16 protein-coding genes are annotated in these 15221 nt (G+C 48.3%); 9 read left to right on the top strand and 7 right to left on the bottom strand.

The window, feature by feature from the left end; translation table 11 throughout:
- From AB5H98_RS09565 to AB5H98_RS09545, 5 genes are all read left to right on the top strand, one after another.
- A partial coding sequence (locus AB5H98_RS09565; RefSeq protein WP_367925688.1) for an amidohydrolase family protein occupies positions 1–651 on the top strand: 651 nt, incomplete at its 5' end.
- An 88-nt stretch (positions 652–739) separates the two neighbouring features.
- Entirely contained in the window at positions 740–1525 is a 786-nt protein-coding gene (locus AB5H98_RS09560; protein WP_367925687.1) for a hypothetical protein, read from the top strand.
- 101 nt (positions 1526–1626) lie between these two features.
- Entirely contained in the window at positions 1627–2577 is a 951-nt protein-coding gene (locus AB5H98_RS09555) for a helix-turn-helix transcriptional regulator (protein ID WP_367925686.1), read from the top strand.
- Positions 2578–2629: 52 nt separating this feature from the next.
- On the top strand, positions 2630–2962 hold the full coding sequence (locus AB5H98_RS09550; protein ID WP_367925685.1) for an SHOCT domain-containing protein: 333 nt from the start codon (positions 2630–2632) through the stop codon (positions 2960–2962).
- A 14-nt stretch (positions 2963–2976) separates the two neighbouring features.
- Positions 2977–3849, top strand: a complete 873-nt coding sequence (locus AB5H98_RS09545) for an NAD(P)-dependent oxidoreductase (RefSeq protein ID WP_367925684.1) — start codon at positions 2977–2979, stop codon at positions 3847–3849.
- 16 nt (positions 3850–3865) lie between these two features.
- On the opposite strand, the gene AB5H98_RS09540 is transcribed toward AB5H98_RS09545, so the two are convergent.
- The 6 genes from AB5H98_RS09540 to AB5H98_RS09515 form a co-directional block, all read right to left on the bottom strand.
- A complete protein-coding gene (locus tag AB5H98_RS09540; RefSeq protein WP_367925683.1) occupies positions 3866–4753 on the bottom strand; it encodes a 4Fe-4S binding protein in 888 nt (295 codons plus the stop codon).
- Positions 4746–4892 (bottom strand): CD1871A family CXXC motif-containing protein, encoded by a 147-nt coding sequence (locus AB5H98_RS09535; protein ID WP_367925682.1) that lies wholly within the window; start codon positions 4890–4892, stop codon positions 4746–4748. Before AB5H98_RS09535 ends, AB5H98_RS09540 begins: the two co-directional genes overlap by 8 nt.
- Complete coding sequence (locus AB5H98_RS09530; RefSeq protein WP_367925681.1) at positions 4889–5557, bottom strand: TlpA family protein disulfide reductase; 669 nt, start codon at positions 5555–5557, stop codon at positions 4889–4891. Before AB5H98_RS09530 ends, AB5H98_RS09535 begins: the two co-directional genes overlap by 4 nt.
- A 140-nt stretch (positions 5558–5697) precedes the next feature.
- On the bottom strand, positions 5698–6435 hold the full coding sequence (locus AB5H98_RS09525) for an amino acid ABC transporter ATP-binding protein (protein ID WP_367925680.1): 738 nt from the start codon (positions 6433–6435) through the stop codon (positions 5698–5700).
- Complete coding sequence (locus tag AB5H98_RS09520; protein ID WP_367925679.1) at positions 6422–7153, bottom strand: amino acid ABC transporter permease; 732 nt, start codon at positions 7151–7153, stop codon at positions 6422–6424. Before AB5H98_RS09520 ends, AB5H98_RS09525 begins: the two co-directional genes overlap by 14 nt.
- A 79-nt stretch (positions 7154–7232) precedes the next feature.
- On the bottom strand, positions 7233–8123 hold the full coding sequence (locus AB5H98_RS09515; RefSeq protein WP_367925678.1) for a transporter substrate-binding domain-containing protein: 891 nt from the start codon (positions 8121–8123) through the stop codon (positions 7233–7235).
- 540 nt (positions 8124–8663) lie between these two features.
- Between AB5H98_RS09515 and AB5H98_RS09510 the strand changes: the two genes are divergently transcribed.
- From AB5H98_RS09510 to AB5H98_RS09495, 4 genes are read left to right on the top strand one after another with little or no spacing between them, the layout of a single operon-like run.
- Complete coding sequence (locus AB5H98_RS09510; RefSeq protein WP_367925677.1) at positions 8664–10826, top strand: dockerin type I domain-containing protein; 2163 nt, start codon at positions 8664–8666, stop codon at positions 10824–10826.
- Positions 10827–10853: 27 nt separating this feature from the next.
- Positions 10854–13637, top strand: coding sequence for a M60 family metallopeptidase (locus tag AB5H98_RS09505; RefSeq protein ID WP_367925676.1), 2784 nt, complete (start codon positions 10854–10856; stop codon positions 13635–13637).
- 2 nt (positions 13638–13639) lie between these two features.
- Positions 13640–13933, top strand: a complete 294-nt coding sequence (locus AB5H98_RS09500; protein WP_367925675.1) for a hypothetical protein — start codon at positions 13640–13642, stop codon at positions 13931–13933.
- Positions 13934–13952: 19 nt separating this feature from the next.
- Complete coding sequence (locus AB5H98_RS09495; RefSeq protein WP_367925674.1) at positions 13953–14816, top strand: hypothetical protein; 864 nt, start codon at positions 13953–13955, stop codon at positions 14814–14816.
- Positions 14817–14855: 39 nt separating this feature from the next.
- Here AB5H98_RS09495 and AB5H98_RS09490 read toward each other — a convergent pair.
- Positions 14856–15221, bottom strand: a 366-nt coding sequence (locus AB5H98_RS09490) for an HAD family hydrolase (RefSeq protein ID WP_367925673.1), incomplete at its 5' end; no start/stop codon positions are given.

The raw sequence follows: 15221 nt of genomic DNA, 5'->3' as shown, positions 1-15221 counted from the left end.
GCAACAGCCGCACTTCTCCGGGAACTTTTATTCAAAGCCAAACGTTATCGTGACCACAAAGAGGCTGGAAAAGACCCCGCCTTTGACATGAAGCTGGAAGCCATGATCCCTGTCCTCAACGGAGAAATTCCTCTCAAGGCACATGCGCACCGGGCCGACGATATTCTCACAGCTATTCGGATTGCACGTGAATTCAATCTCAAGATTACGCTGGATCATTGTACCGATGGAGCCCTCATTGCCGAAGAACTGGCTGAAGAAGGTCTGCCTGCTTTTGTAGGTCCATCGCTAGGTGGGAAAAGCAAAATTGAACTGTCCAATAAAAGCTTTGAAACGCCCGGGATCCTACACAATGCCGGAGTCAGTGTGAGCATCATCACCGACGCACCTGTGATTCCTCTTCAGCACTTACCCCTGTGTGCCGGCCTCGCATGCAATGCCGGACTGCCGGAAGAAGAGGCTTGGCGTGCGATCACAATTCCGCCTGCCACAGAGCTCGGTGTCAGCGATAGAGTGGGAAGTCTGGAACCCGGAAAGGACGCCGATATCGTAATCTGGACTGCCAACCCTTTGCACTCTATTGGAGGCGAAGCATGGATCACCATCGTCGATGGCAAAGTGGTTTATTCGGCGGATGCGGCTTGTTTGTGACAATAAAGTCGATTTGTTGCTATGCCGTTTCATCAAAATAGTATACAATTTATTCGAACAAAACCGTTTATAAAATGAGGAGATGCCCATGACAACAAAACAGCGATACGATGAAAAGCGTAAACGCCTGCAGCGAAAACTTGAAAAGCTCGATGTGCAGGAACAACGTGCGCTGCAACGAGAAGAGCGCCACGATGCCGAAATTGCTCGGGACTTAGCCGGAGTTCCCGGTCATTTTGCTCACGGGCTAAATTTTTATAAACTTTTTTGGATGTTTTTTATCTGTTGTTTTCTGGGAGTGGTGATTGAAACCATTTTCTGCTGGGTTGCATCTGGTCATTTGAGCCAGCGCACTGGTCTTGTGTGGGGACCATTTAACCTGATCTATGGCATTGGCGCGGTTCTGTTGACTCTTTGTCTTCGCCCCTTTATCGGCAAGAGTGATCGCTGGATTTTTGTGGGTGGTTCGGTGCTTGGTGGCGCGTTTGAATACTTTTGCAGTTGGCTTCAGGAAACGATTCTTGGCACCGTTAGCTGGGATTATTCCGGTTATCCTTTCAATCTGAACGGACGAATCAACCTTCTGTACTGTTTGTTTTGGGGAGCGCTTGCACTGGTATGGATCAAAGAGATTTATCCTCGTCTGAATGGATTTATCGAGCGTCGCGTTTCGAAGGTTTACGGCGTTACTTTGACCTGGATTTTGGTTGTTTTTATGCTCGCGAACTCTTTGGTCAGCGGCGCAGCCGTACTGCGGCAATCCCAGAGATACGAAGGCATTCCTGCTACAACGGCCTGGCAGGAAATGATGGATCGGTACTACCCCGATGATCGATTGGCTGAAATTTATCCCAGCATGGTTCGAACTATCTGATGGGCACATAAAAATAGACGCGCAACAAACCGTTGCGCGTCTATTTCTTTCTTTTTGAGTCAAAACGTGTTATGATGCAGCCAGAAAAAGGAGGGGCTTTTATGGCAAAACCCTTGGCACAGATTTTACGCAGTGCCCGTCAGACCAAAGGCATGACTCAGGAACAACTGGCCGCACAGTTATACGTAACCCGACAGACCATTAGCAGTTGGGAAAAAGGTCGCACACAACCCGACTTAGAAACGCTGCGCAAAATTTGCACTGCACTTGATCTGTCTTCGGAAGAGCTTTTATTGGGGAATGCACATTCAGACGATCAATGCTCCGCATTGATTCGTGCTTCTACTTTTTGTTTTTGGGCTATGACCATTCTTTGTCTGGCTCTGGGAATTTTATCCGCAATACTCCATTCTCCCACTTGCGGATTTTACAATGGATTCTTATTTCTCTGTCAAGTAACCATCTATCCTATTCTCTCCTATATGGTAAGACATCATGACTACTCGCTCCTGGCAGGTTATGACGCAAATGCGGCTTATGATTTTCCATCTCTTCATCACATGGTCGCTTTATTACATGCAGCTTTGGCCTCCACTGGATTATTGATGTCCATATTCGGAATCATCCTATTTTTTATACCGTTCTGTGTACCTTGGCTGGTGCTCGTATATGTGATAAACTTATGCGGCTCGTTTCTAATCATCCAAACAAAATACGGTGAACAAATCTATCTACCCAATTCTCGAGATCAAATTTTGGCCCGCATGTTAAGGTGGAGTACTCTCTTAGGAATTTTAATGCTACTAACAGGTGCTATATGGGGTGTGACACTTTGTATCCTCTCTGATCCACAGACCTTGAATATTGGACCATTTCTCCTATCCCTTTTCGGCCAGCAAGCCTGCGGCGGATTGCTGTTATTCAGCCAGCAACGAACTGCCAGACGCGCTGTCGACAAAGGACAAGAAACCTGTACTTTCACACGTACATCTCGAATGAGTCTTGTGCTTTATATCTTGCTATTTCTTTGGATGACTTTAAGTTTGCTGTGACTTTTCTTTTTCAATGAAATGCGGTATACTGAAGGCACTAGGAGGGATGTTTATGCGCCGTAGGCTTTCGGTCAAACCGGGAAAAGCCCCATCTGCTATGGGATTTATCGTAGGTCTTGCGTTTGTTTTCATCGGCATTGTGGTGGTCATCCCATCTGCCGGGGTTTTCGGTTTGTTATGGACAGGTGTTGCCGCCGCAATCTGCGTGATGCACGGAATCAATCTGTTTTCTAAAAAAGGCATCTCAACTCATGAAGTGATCATGGACGATACCGATCGTTCTGCAGCACAACGATTGGAAGAGGTACATGCCCTGTACCAACAGGGACTGATCACGCAGGAAGAATATGAAGCCAAGCGGAAGGAATTGCTGGATCAGCTCTGAAAAGGAGGCAGCCCTTGAAAAAAATCGGATTTATCGGACTTGGCGTTATGGGAAGCGCCATGGCGCAGAACCTGCTAAAAGCGGGATTTGAAGTATCTGTCTGGGCGCGACGGCCTGAAAAAGCGCGTCCTGTATTAGAAAAAGGTGCACACTGGTGTGAAACTCTTTCAGAATGTGCTCGCGGCCGAGATGCCATTATCACCATTGTGGGGTTCCCGCAAGATGTGCGAGAAGTATATTTTGGCGCGGGTGGCATTTTAGAAAATGCGGACCAAGGAACCTTTCTTATTGACATGACTACCACCAGTCCTCAATTATCTGTGGAGATTTACGCTGCCGCGATTCAGCGAGGACTGCATGCGATAGACGCTCCGGTGTCTGGCGGAGATACGGGTGCCAAAAACGCTACTTTATCCATTATGATGGGTGGCGATCAGGCAGACTGTGAAGCTTGTATCCCTTTGTTCGAAGCTATGGGAAAAAACATTGTATATGAAGGACCGGCTGGAAGCGGTCAGCACACAAAAGCGGCCAATCAAATTGCTTTGGGTGGCGCTATTGCCGGTGTATGTGAAGCCATCAGCTATGCCCGAGCGACCGGTCTGGATGTACAGACCATGTTAGACAGTATAAGCCAAGGAGCGGCTGGCTCTTGGCAGATGAGCAACAATGCGCCTCGAATGTTGAAAGGCGATTTTGCTCCCGGCTTTTACGTAAAGCATTACATTAAGGACTGCAACATCGCTCTTGAGCAAGCAGATGAACACGAACTATCGCTTCCTGTTCTGCAACTTGTAAGGGATATGTATACCAAGCTTGCAGCAGAAGGAATGGAAAACGACGGAACACAAACTCTGATTCACTATTATGAAAAAGAGCACTCATAATCAAAAAGCCCGCTTTTCAGCGGGCTTTTTTCTGTTCAGTTGGTTTTTTAAGAGAAAAGCGAGTGCTTAGTGCTCCTGTCGGACATACCTTCAGACATTCACCACAGCGGATGCACTGTGTCGAATTCGGCGTTTTCCACACCGGGATATCCAGCTTACACGCGGCCTGACAGGCTCTACATTGGGTACATTTATCCTTATCCAGCCGCAAACGATACAGCGCAATTGGATTGAATAAGCCGTACACAGCACCCAGAGGGCAAGCATAACGACAAAAAGGCCGGCTGATGAGAACAGATAAAACGACCACCAAAATCAAAAGAGCCATTTTCCAAGCATACAGCCACCCCAAAGAGCGGCGTAGTCCCTCATTCAGTGCAACCAAGGGGATACCGCCCAACAAAGTGCCGCTTGGGCAAACGTAACTGCAAAACCAAGGCTTTCCCTGACCGATAAAATCCACCACCACAAGTGGAAGAAGAATTACAAACACTACCAAAAGAATATAACGAAGGTATTTCAAAACTCTTTCTCCAGGCAAACGGCGCAGTTTTCGAGGAAATGGAATTTTATACAACAAATCCTGCACAAGTCCAAAAGGGCACAGCCAGCCGCACACAAAACGACCAGCCAATGTGCCCACAAAAGCCAAAAAACCAAACACATACAAAGACATGTGGAAACTGGAACTACCCAAAACCGCCTGCAAAGCGCCAATGGGGCACGCGCCTACTGCACCTGGACAGGAATAACAGTTCAGGCCCGGCACACAAAGTTGTTTCAACGGACCTGAATAAATTTTCCCCTTTAAAAATCCTGTCACATATCCATTGGTCAGCGCCGCAAATGCGAGCTGAATCCAAAGACGAAAATTTCTTTTTTGTTTTTTCAGCCAGTTACCCAAGTCCAATGCACTCCATACATATATTGCTCGCCTTCATCCAAACCTGCTGAGCCTCGCCCCGCAGAATGCCGACGGCCATCATCCCTACGGCAACGACCAAAATGGCAATCGCCAAATAACGCTTCTTTTGCTCTGTCATGCTTTCGCCGCCTGTTCTACCGCATCCAAATGGGCATCAATGTACGCCTGCCACGCTTCTTTTGAGGGAATCATTCCCACAATGCCATTTCCCACGGGTTTGCCTTCGCTGTCCACAAAATACGTAGTGGGAAAGGCATACAGATTTACTCCCAAATCGCTTAGATACAACTCCAAATCCATAGGAATATGCAAATAATTCGCTCCCGTTTGCTCAATAATTTGAGCCGCCTTCTCCATTTGACTGTCGCTGATTGTCCCGTCAGAGTTAATCACGTCGCCTACAATCCCAATGATCTGGACTCCCTGGTCCGCATATTCTTCGGACAATTCTCCTAAGTCCGGCATCTCTTTGAGACAAGGACTACAATAGGTGGCCCACACATTGATTACCGTTAGTTGATAATCTGAAAAGATGGATGCATCCAGAGCATTGCCTTCCATATCTTTGGCCGAAAGATTGCTGAAATCTACCGGTATATCTTGCCCATCGTAATCAGGGTCTACCTGATAGCCCTCTGGCTGTGCCTCCGCCTCAGAGGAAGAATCTCCAGACGGTACGCTCTGAACTGTAACCGAAGAGGATGAGCTGCTTGGCTGTCCTGTACACCCTGCCAATACTACAGCAAACAGGGCCAACGCCAGAATCCTTTTCATCTGCTTCATGGAAAACCTCCTGAAAAAAATTCTTTTTTGCATGATACCAGTCCGAGCGGCTCTTCGTCAAGTGACTTTGTCACTCTCCGCTCCCAATGGCAAGGGCGGCTTTGCGCACAAAAAAGCACACAAAGCCGCCCTGATGCGCCTCACAGAACTTTGCTGAGAAAATCCTTGAGTCGCGGATTTTTGGGATTTGCAAAAAATTCGGCGGGTGCGGCATCTTCCATGATTACACCCTCGTCAATAAAGATTACCCGGCTTGCCACTTCCCTTGCAAAGGCCATCTCATGCGTCACAATCGCCATCGTCATTCCATCCTGAGCAAGCTTTTGAATGACATCCAGCACCTCATGAACCATCTCCGGATCCAGCGCACTTGTGGGCTCGTCAAACAGCATCACATCCGGCTGCATAGCAAGGCAACGCACAATTGCCACACGCTGTTTCTGCCCACCTGAAAGCTGAATGGGATAAGCGTTGGCACGATCCGCCAGCCCTACTCGGGACAATAGCTCCAAAGCGTTCTTTTCGGCTTCCGCCTTCGGCGTACCTTTGATTTTTATGGGTCCCAATGTGATATTGTCCAACACCGTCATGTTATTGAACAAGTTAAAATTCTGAAACACCATTCCGATTTTTTGACGCATCTTATTGATGTCCGTCTGTTTCGAAGTAATGTCAACACCTTCGAAAATAATCTGACCACCGGTCGGCACTTCTAAAAGATTTAGGCAGCGCAAAAATGTAGACTTACCAGACCCGGACGGACCGATGACCGCAAGTACATCCCCTTTGCAGATGTCAATAGAGATTCCTTTGAGCACTTGCAAATGTTTGAATGTTTTTTCAAGGCCTTTGACCTCAATGAGCTTATCTTGTGACACTCTTGCTCATCCTCCTCTCAAATGCGGCCACCAATTTGGACAGCGGGAACACAATGATGAAATACAAAATTGCAGCGATTACATAACACTCCAAGCTGCGATATGTAGCAGCGCGCACATCACCCGCGCGGAACATGATCTCATGCAAACCAATCATATTCAAAACGCTGGTTTCTTTGATCATGGTGACAAATTCGTTGGCCAAAGCCGGCAAAATATTGCGGACCGCTTGTGGCAAAATCACATAGCGCATAGCCTGACCTTGCGTCAAACCAATTGCACGCGCTGCCTCCAACTGGCCTCCCTCTACTGCGCCGATTCCGCTACGAATCACTTCGCTCAAGTAGGCACCAGAGTTTAGGCTCACAGAAATCAAGCCCCAGAAAAGGATCGTAAAATTGGTATCTGAAAACTTCAGTCCCGCAGCCGAAGCGCCAAAGTAAATGATCATCACTTGTACCATCAACGGCGTGGCACGCAGCACCTCTACATAAGTCGTGCACAAAAAGCGCACGATTCCTTTGATCGCTTTCTTCAGGTCACCGTCAGTAGTTAATGGTTTCCACATCCGGCCTCCTGCTACCAGCAGGCCCAGACACACACCCATCAACACCGCAAAAAATGAAACAAGAAGTGTATTTTTTACGCCGTCCCAATAAAAGCTTGAATATTTGAGCCATATTTTCCACATGGTCTCAAATGAGAAAATGCTGCTCATAGTTTCCTCCTTTTATCAATAGACAAAACATTCCGGCGGAACGATTTTTACGTTCCGCCGGATGCGGGTTCAGCCGTTTTTACTCAATGCCCAATTCCGAAGCTTTCTCTGTGGCTTCCACATACCACTCCGAAATTTTTCCATTCTCTTTGTACTCAGCAATCTTCTCGTTCAGATACTCCTGCAGGCTGGTGTTGCCTTTCATGATGCCTGCGCAGAATCCGCTCTCATCCGCCTCGATGGACAGACTGCTGATACCAATGCCCTCGTAGTTTTTCACATACTGCTCTGCACTGACCGCATCGATCATCACCGCATCACAGTTTCCTGCAACCAGTTCCATTACAGCGGCCGGGAACTGCGGCAGCAAGTTTGCAGTCGCATTGGGGAACTGCTCTTCCAGCAATGTCTGCTGAATCGTACCCTTCTGAGTGGAAATGGTTTTTCCATCTAAATCAGAAATCTGAGTATACGCATCTTCCATTCCCTGCGGCACCAACAGAACTTGACCGCCCTCATAATACAAATCGCTGAAATCAATGCTCTGTTTACGATCTTCCGTTGCAGAAAGACCCGCAAGCGCAATGTCTGCTGCGCCAGATTGAACTGCCGGAACCACTCCGTCAAAGGCAATGTCCATGATTTCCAGCTCTACGCCCAAGTCATCGGCAAGGGCCTGCATGATGGACGGATCCAAACCAACAATGTTGCCTTCTACATCTTTAAATTCGAACGGCGCATACTGGCTCTCTGTAGCCACAATGAGTTTTCCACGCTCCTGAATCGCCTCGACTGTATGATCGGCTACATTTCCCTGGGCCGCAGATGTAGAATCCGCGGTAGAACTAGACACTGCGGAACTAGCTTCGGTTCCCAAAGAAACATCGCTGTTCACGGTGGGTTCTCCCCCGCATGCCGCCAGGCTCAACGCCATGGTCAGTCCCATTAACAAAGCTGCAATTTTTTTCATCTTTAAACTCCCTCTCCTCAAAACAACGCCGCCTGTTGTTAGCGGCTCCTTTTCGTTTGTTGTGCTCTCATTATATTCGCATATTTATGCAAAGTCAAGCGTATACAATGTATATTTTATCATTTCGTGAATTTTAACAGCAAATTAAAACCTTGTTTTTGGATTCTGTGCGTTTCGCTTAAATCCCTCTACCGTCTTATGCTTTTTCGGACAATTTTGCGTATGTTGATCATATCTCTTTAAAAGCAGTAAATTGCATTTTTCATAAAATTATACATTTTGAGATGTATACAACCCCTTGACAGAATAGTGGAAAATTTTAAATAAAATTATACTTATTTGGTGTAATTACTGAAAATATTGAAATCCAGTTCTTTCCGCTTGTATTTTCGGCGTACCGCCGTTATACTTAAGTCCACGAAATACCAATTGGTATTTGGCGCCAGAGTGGGTTTTGAAAAAAATCAGTCGCCGGAAAACAAAATTTGTTTTCCGGCTTTTTCTTTGCCCGGGCGCATCATTCGGAAAGGACGTGCAACATTGAAAAGAGCAACCGCTTACCTACTGAGCTTTTGCCTAGTGTTCTCACTTGCCGCCCAAACGCCTCGTGCTTGGGCGGATGAGACCTCGGCGCCTCCCGCGGCAGAGAGCGTAACCGAAACAGAGCAGCCGGACGATGTCATTGATGACAGTTCGGTGCCAGATGACGCTCTCACCGAAGAAATCTCCAAGCCGGAAGAGATACCGGTGGAAGACACAGAAGACTCCAGCATTCCAGAGGATTCGTCTTCTTCGATCCCATTGCATGATACGGAAGAACTTTTGCAAACAGATGTTGAAGAGCGTGAATTGGAACCTGAAAAAGATGCTGTCACACCTTTGGGATCCTTAGAAATTTCTGTAATTGCCGCTCTTCCCCTGCAGAAAGATACTACTTTTCAAGTTACACTGGATGGCCCCAGCGCAAGCAGCGGCAACTTGATTCTTCCCGCGGCCAGTGCCAATACTCTGCCCGTTGGAAAGCTAAATCTGACAGGGCTTGAAAAGGGCACTTACACCGTCACTTTGCGCGCCCCAGGCTTTGCTTCTTACTCTCAAAGCTTTGATGTGAATGGTCTTGTATACGAAATGCAACTGTATACCGATCAAATTTCTGGATTTCAAAGCAACAAACGACCCGGTGTACTTTTAATCGGCGATGTAAACGGAAATGGAGCCATCGATGGAGCGGATCTTTCCTCTTTGATCGATGCGATGGAAAACAACTCCATCGATGCCTCTTGTGATTTGAATGGAGATGGCGTTGTAGATCTTTTAGACCTCCAATTGTTCGCCGGAAGCTACAACACTGGAATTGGTGGACAGGCATTCCTTTCCACTCGTCTACCCGCCGAACTCACTCAAACCTCGGCAGGCGAGCAAACCAGCGTACAGGGCGATGTAAATAACGTATTCCAGGGCACCGGCAGCATTCTTTTGGGAAATACGTCGGGTACGATTACCGAAGGTACTCCCGCTGTTCTGGATTTTGATTTTTCAGGCGAGGGACAATCTCCCGTAACGATGGAAGGCATGAGCATTCAGTCCCCTCTCGGTACGGACAGCACCGTCACTCAGGCTACTGTTCACGTGGTTTATGAGGACGCGGATGGAGTAGAGCGCTCCATGGACATCCAAGTGAATACCGCTGCCTCCTTGGCGCGTCTTGGTCATGTGCAACAACAACCCGACGGTACTTTGGTAGTTGATTTTGGTGGTCAAATTGCCGTTAAAAAAGTTTCTCTGCGTATTACTGCCACCTCCGGCAGTGGAAATCTTGCTGAGATTTCCAAAGTGGAATTCCTGAATGATATGGAAAATCGCATTCCTGCTCCTCAAATGGATATTCCCGCCAACGTACAAGTGGAAAACGGGCATCGTGAATTTACCGTTTCTTGGGACAATGCCGTGAATGTGACCGGCTACGAGGTTTTGGTCCAGTACGGCGGCATGCAAGAGACTTACAAGACTGCCGTAAATTATTTGAAAATTGATCGTTTTGCCGGAGAAAAGCTTATCAATCAAACTGAATATTCCGTACAAGTGCAGTCTCTTAATGGCGAGTGGCGCAGTGGCTACGGCGAGGTTGTCATTGCCCGCCCTGTAGCAACTAAAAAACCAGCCGCGCCGGATTACCTGACCTTGAATGGCAAATTCCAGCGAATCGAAGCCAGTTGGAAAGCCATGGACGACACGGATACTTACAATCTATATTATCGTGAGGCTGAAACCGGCGAATACACCTGCATTCGTGGAATTAAAACCAACCATTACACCATCAGCGGATTGAAAAACAATGTACGTTATCAGGTTTATGTTACTGGTGTAAACGATTTGGGTGAGGGAGATGCCTCCATCGTAGCCGCAGCCTCCACTGCAAATGTAACGCCACCGATCTTACCTGCTTATCAGTGGATCAACACTTCTGAAAAGGCCGGCGAATTAACTTCTCATATTACCGGCGTTACTCATACAGTGGGCTTTATGAAGGACAGTCCGTTGGATGAGGGCAACTCTACCAGTGCCTTGGGAGTAGCCGACAACGACTACACCTCCTTCTATCAGCTCAACGACTGGGATGACGGTGCCGCCTATCCGGATAATGGTGGTCTGCGTTTTACTTTTGATCAGTCTTATCACATCGGCGCTATCGCTCTGGCTTAGCCTGAGGACGCGGGCTTCTACGGCCATGTGCGCCTATATTTCACCGATGAGAACGGAAAAGAGCAGTTGGTGAACGGTGTGACAATCGGACAGCGCACCAGTGAAAACGGACGCAAATACTATTATGTAAAAATTCCCGGTGGCGTAACCACCCAATCTCTTCGTTTGTGCGTAGGACATTTATACGGCGGCAGTTATGTGACAATTGCCGAAGTACGTTTCTATGGTTATGACAGTCTCGAAGACGATATCATGGCTCTGTATGCAGATGATTTGCATCTCACTTTAAAGCCGGAAGTAGATTCGAATACTATCACTGCGCTGCGCACCCGTCTGGATACGCCCGATGCAGTCAGCGGCGAACTTCATCCGGAGTACAACACACTTTTGAAAGAATTGGAAAACGCAGAAGGACTTCTGGATTCCCAATTGCGCGAGACAATCGCCATTGATCCGACGATTACAGCGGCTAAAGACAGTCACCTCGGATTTACCGGTTTAAATGCTTGGCAACCCCTGGGTGTAACAGCACACGCTGGCGAACAAATCGTTATTTATGTTGGGCATAATTCTTTGAAGACCGGTGCAAAAACCAATCTTCAATTCATTGCCACCCAATACAATGCCGAGGTGGCAAACTATCAATCCAAGCCCATCACGCTCAATGTGGGCCGAAACGAAATCACCATTCCGCAAATTCACTCACTGGATGCGGAACAGGGCGGTGCACTTTACATCCAATACATTGGCAATAATGCATCGGATATGTATTCGGTACGCGTTAGCGGCGGAACCCCCATCTCCCTGTTGGATCTCCACGGAATCACCGATCCGCAAGAACGACTGGAACGGACACGAATCTATGTAGAACAACTGGAACAGCAAGTGCAAACACTGGAGCATAACCACAATGAGCTGCACCAGAGCAGCGGTATTGACGCCGTAGACTTTTCTTACAATGAACAGAACTGCATCTTGGGTGCTACAGATATTGTTTTGGACCAGATGATGTATTCTGTTTCAGCGCAGCAAATTCTATCCGGTTTGTCCGGAACGCTGGACGAGAAAGCACAGCAACTTTGCGATTCTCTGGATGCCATGGACCAAATGATGACCGTGTTCTACCAGCACAAAGGACTGACCGACGCCGCAGACGCAGGTGACAAAAATCGCCTGCCGGCTCAGCATTTGAACATCCGTTATCACCGTATGTTTGCAGGTGCATTCATGTATGCTGCGGGCAACCACATCGGCATTGGATGGAGTTCCGTTCCCGGCCTTGCACAGGGAGAACCCATCGTCCTGAACGAAAAAGGACAGTATGTCAGTGGACAGTGGTTCGGATGGGGCATCGCCCATGAGATTGGTCACAACATCAACCAAGGCAGTTATGCCGTAGCAGAAGTGACCAACAACTATTTCTCTCAGATTTCTCAGTCCTACGAGGGTGTACGTTTCGGATACAAAGATGTATACGAAAAAGTCACCAGCGGCACCACTGGCTCCTCCAGCAATGTGTTTACTCAACTGGCGATGTATTGGCAGTTGCATCTCGCCTACGACACCGGATATGAGTACACCGTATATGACAGCTATGAAGAGATTCTTTCCAGTCGCTTCTTTGCTCGTGTGGACAGTTATTCGCGCAATCCGGCCCAAGCGCCCGGAGAGATAGCTCTGAAACTGGGCAGCAATGCAGAGCAAAACTTTATGCGTCTTGCCTGCGCCGCCGCCGAGAAAGATTTGACGGAGTTCTTTACACGCTGGGGAATGACTCCCGACGAAAGCACTGCTGCTTACATGGCTCAATTCCCGGCGGAAGAACGCGCTGTGTACTATATCAATGACGACGCAAGGAATTATGCCCTTGACCATCCGACTCTTGACGGAGCCGTCACCGGCCTAGAGGTAGTCGGCAGCGAAACAACTGCGAAAGTAGATGCACACACTGCCAACCAAGTGAATTTCCAATTGACCAATACCGCCAATCCGGATGTAGTTTTGGGTTATGAAATTGCCCGTGTCATTTACTCCAATGGGCAGCCTCAACGCCAAGTTGTTGGATTCACTACGGAAAACACCTATACCGACACCGTAACCACTCTAAACAATCGCACCATTACTTATGAGATTACCGTCATTGACCGTTATCTGAACCGCTCGGCCGTCAAGGTTCTGGAGCCGGTGAAGATCTCCCACGAAGGTTACTACGACAAAACGCTGTGGAGTGCCACCACAAACATGGTATCCGCAGACGATGGCATCACAGCTCCTGGTACCGAAGAAGATCCCTGTGCACCTCAGCCAGAATCTTCTATCCAGCGAATTCTGGACAACGATACCGACACCACTTATACGGGCAGTGCCTCAAGTGAGGCCAGCATTACTCTGGACTTCCATCAAACGCTGGCCGTAACCGGCCTGCGCTACACTGTCACCGACGGAACTCCCATTGAATCGTACCAGGTGGAGGTCCTCCATAATGGGACATGGACTGCTGTGGCATCCGGTAATTTCGAACTCGAGAAGGGAGTCGCCAAAGTATTCTTCACCAATGGAGAAGATCCTTGGGTCTGCACCTACGATGCACAACAACTTCGTCTGACCGTCAAAGCTCCTCGAGGCACGGTCTCTGTGTCGGAGCTGGATGTGTTTGGCCCCACCGGTGACAACATCGAAATCGGAACTACCGAGGATGGCGTACCCGGCATCGGTCGTCTAACTTCGGACTACGTGTACGACAAATCTACGGGAGCAGCCATTCCAGCCGGTTCCATCGTGTTTACAAAGGCAACCCTGCCTACAACGTAGTAATGGTATACGATGAGGCCGGAAATGTAGTCGGTAATGTGGATGCGGATGGAAATATTCTAAGCGAACAAATCATTCTCGCCCCGGTGCCCGATGAGGGTGAGCTGGGAGAGACCACCGAAGGCCGTTGGATCTACTGGCTTGAACCGAATCAACTGCCCTCTGCCCTTCCCGGACAAGTGCGCGCAGAATTGTATCGTGTAGACAACGCCATGACCAATGAGGGCCAGCGTCTTGTGAGTGACACCCTGCCGGTCCACGTACCTTCGGAATTGCCAGACATTACGATTCAATGATCTTGACAAGGAGTGAACTATGAAAAGATTTCTTCTCAGTCTTTTTCTATGCATAACCGCGTTTACCGCACTGCTGCCCACCGGCGCCTTTGCCGCGAGCAGCACGGTGACGCTTACACCGCGACAGGACAGCGCCGGCGTGACAATCACGCTTCCTCAAAACGTAGATAGCGGTGTCACATCTCTTCGCCTGAGTTTCCAAGTGCAGCTCACCGGAGGAGACGCCGAAAAGACACGTGCCAAATTTTCCTTTGCCGGTACACTACCCGGCTCCGTTCATGAATATCGCTACGATGCGCAAACCGGAAGGTTAAATTTGTATGTAGCAGGCCGGGACACCCTATTCACGGATGGGACGGTAACGCTCGGTTCGGTGGTTCTTACAACAGAAGATACCAACGGTGCGGCTGCCTCGGTCAGCATAGTCGAGGATTCCTTGGAACTGGCCAACGCAGTGCACTCCTCTGAAAAGCCCGGCGTAGATGTCCAAACCGTAGAGCTGTCTGTAGGCAGCACAGCAGATTCCTCTTCTTCATCTGATTCTTCTGTCTCCTCTTCTTCGGATGCTACCGCCGAACCGTCTTCCCCTCAACCCGGTGGTACCACAACTACCGGCTCGTCTTCCGAGAAGGTTCAAACATCCCAAAATAGCGTAAAAAAAGAGAATGCTTCTTCGATGAGCGCTGCCACTGCAAGTAGCACGGAGGCTTCGTCGGTTGCAAGCGAATCTTCTTCTGACCTTTCTAGCTCTTCCAGTTCTTCGTCTTCGCAAATCGAAACGGAAACCGAATCTTCTTCTGGCAACTGGCTCATGTACGGAGTCATCGCCTTTTTGGTCGCCGCCATATTGGCTGCACTTATCTTTTTCCTCCGACGCAAATAAACAAAAAAGCGCATGGACTAAAAAAGTCCATGCGCTTTTTTATTTAACCCAAGGGCTCCCCTGTGCTGGGAACGGTTCTCCTTGCAACACATATCTTCGAATTGCTTGTATAACGCCACAGTCATTATTGGAAGGTGCCCGATACCGCCCATAAGCTGCCATTCCAGGCTCTGCATTTTCCATTATAAAACTGTATGCAGACGCATTCAACAACTCTACATCGTTATAAAAATCGCCAAAAGCCATAGTTTCTAACGGAGAAATGTTCCATTCTGCTTGGAACCTTCGCAATGCTGTTCCTTTGTCGATTCCGCGATTCATAATATCCAAGAATACCGGTCCCGACCAAACTACATTCAGATTGTCACCAAATTTTTCGGATAAAACCGGATAAGCATGCTGACC

It is taken from the genome of uncultured Ruthenibacterium sp. (genome assembly GCF_963558415.1).
Taxonomy (GTDB): domain Bacteria; phylum Bacillota; class Clostridia; order Oscillospirales; family Ruminococcaceae; genus Ruthenibacterium.
Note: the sequence above shows the minus strand (reverse complement) of the source record. Positions and strands in the feature narration are given on the sequence as shown.

Excerpts from the sequence above, each read along its gene's own strand:
- AB5H98_RS09560 (WP_367925687.1), top strand. The coding sequence starts at position 740 with ATGACAACAAAACAGCGATACGATGAAAAGCGTAAACGCCTGCAGCGA.
- AB5H98_RS09555 (WP_367925686.1), top strand. The coding sequence starts at position 1,627 with ATGGCAAAACCCTTGGCACAGATTTTACGCAGTGCCCGTCAGACCAAA.
- AB5H98_RS09500 (WP_367925675.1), top strand. The coding sequence starts at position 13,640 with ATGGTATACGATGAGGCCGGAAATGTAGTCGGTAATGTGGATGCGGAT.
- AB5H98_RS09530 (WP_367925681.1), bottom strand. The coding sequence starts at position 5,557 with ATGAAGCAGATGAAAAGGATTCTGGCGTTGGCCCTGTTTGCTGTAGTA.
- AB5H98_RS09495 (WP_367925674.1), top strand. The coding sequence starts at position 13,953 with ATGAAAAGATTTCTTCTCAGTCTTTTTCTATGCATAACCGCGTTTACC.
- AB5H98_RS09520 (WP_367925679.1), bottom strand. The coding sequence starts at position 7,153 with ATGAGCAGCATTTTCTCATTTGAGACCATGTGGAAAATATGGCTCAAA.
- AB5H98_RS09535 (WP_367925682.1), bottom strand. The coding sequence starts at position 4,892 with ATGACAGAGCAAAAGAAGCGTTATTTGGCGATTGCCATTTTGGTCGTT.
- AB5H98_RS09515 (WP_367925678.1), bottom strand. The coding sequence starts at position 8,123 with ATGAAAAAAATTGCAGCTTTGTTAATGGGACTGACCATGGCGTTGAGC.
- AB5H98_RS09550 (WP_367925685.1), top strand. The coding sequence starts at position 2,630 with ATGCGCCGTAGGCTTTCGGTCAAACCGGGAAAAGCCCCATCTGCTATG.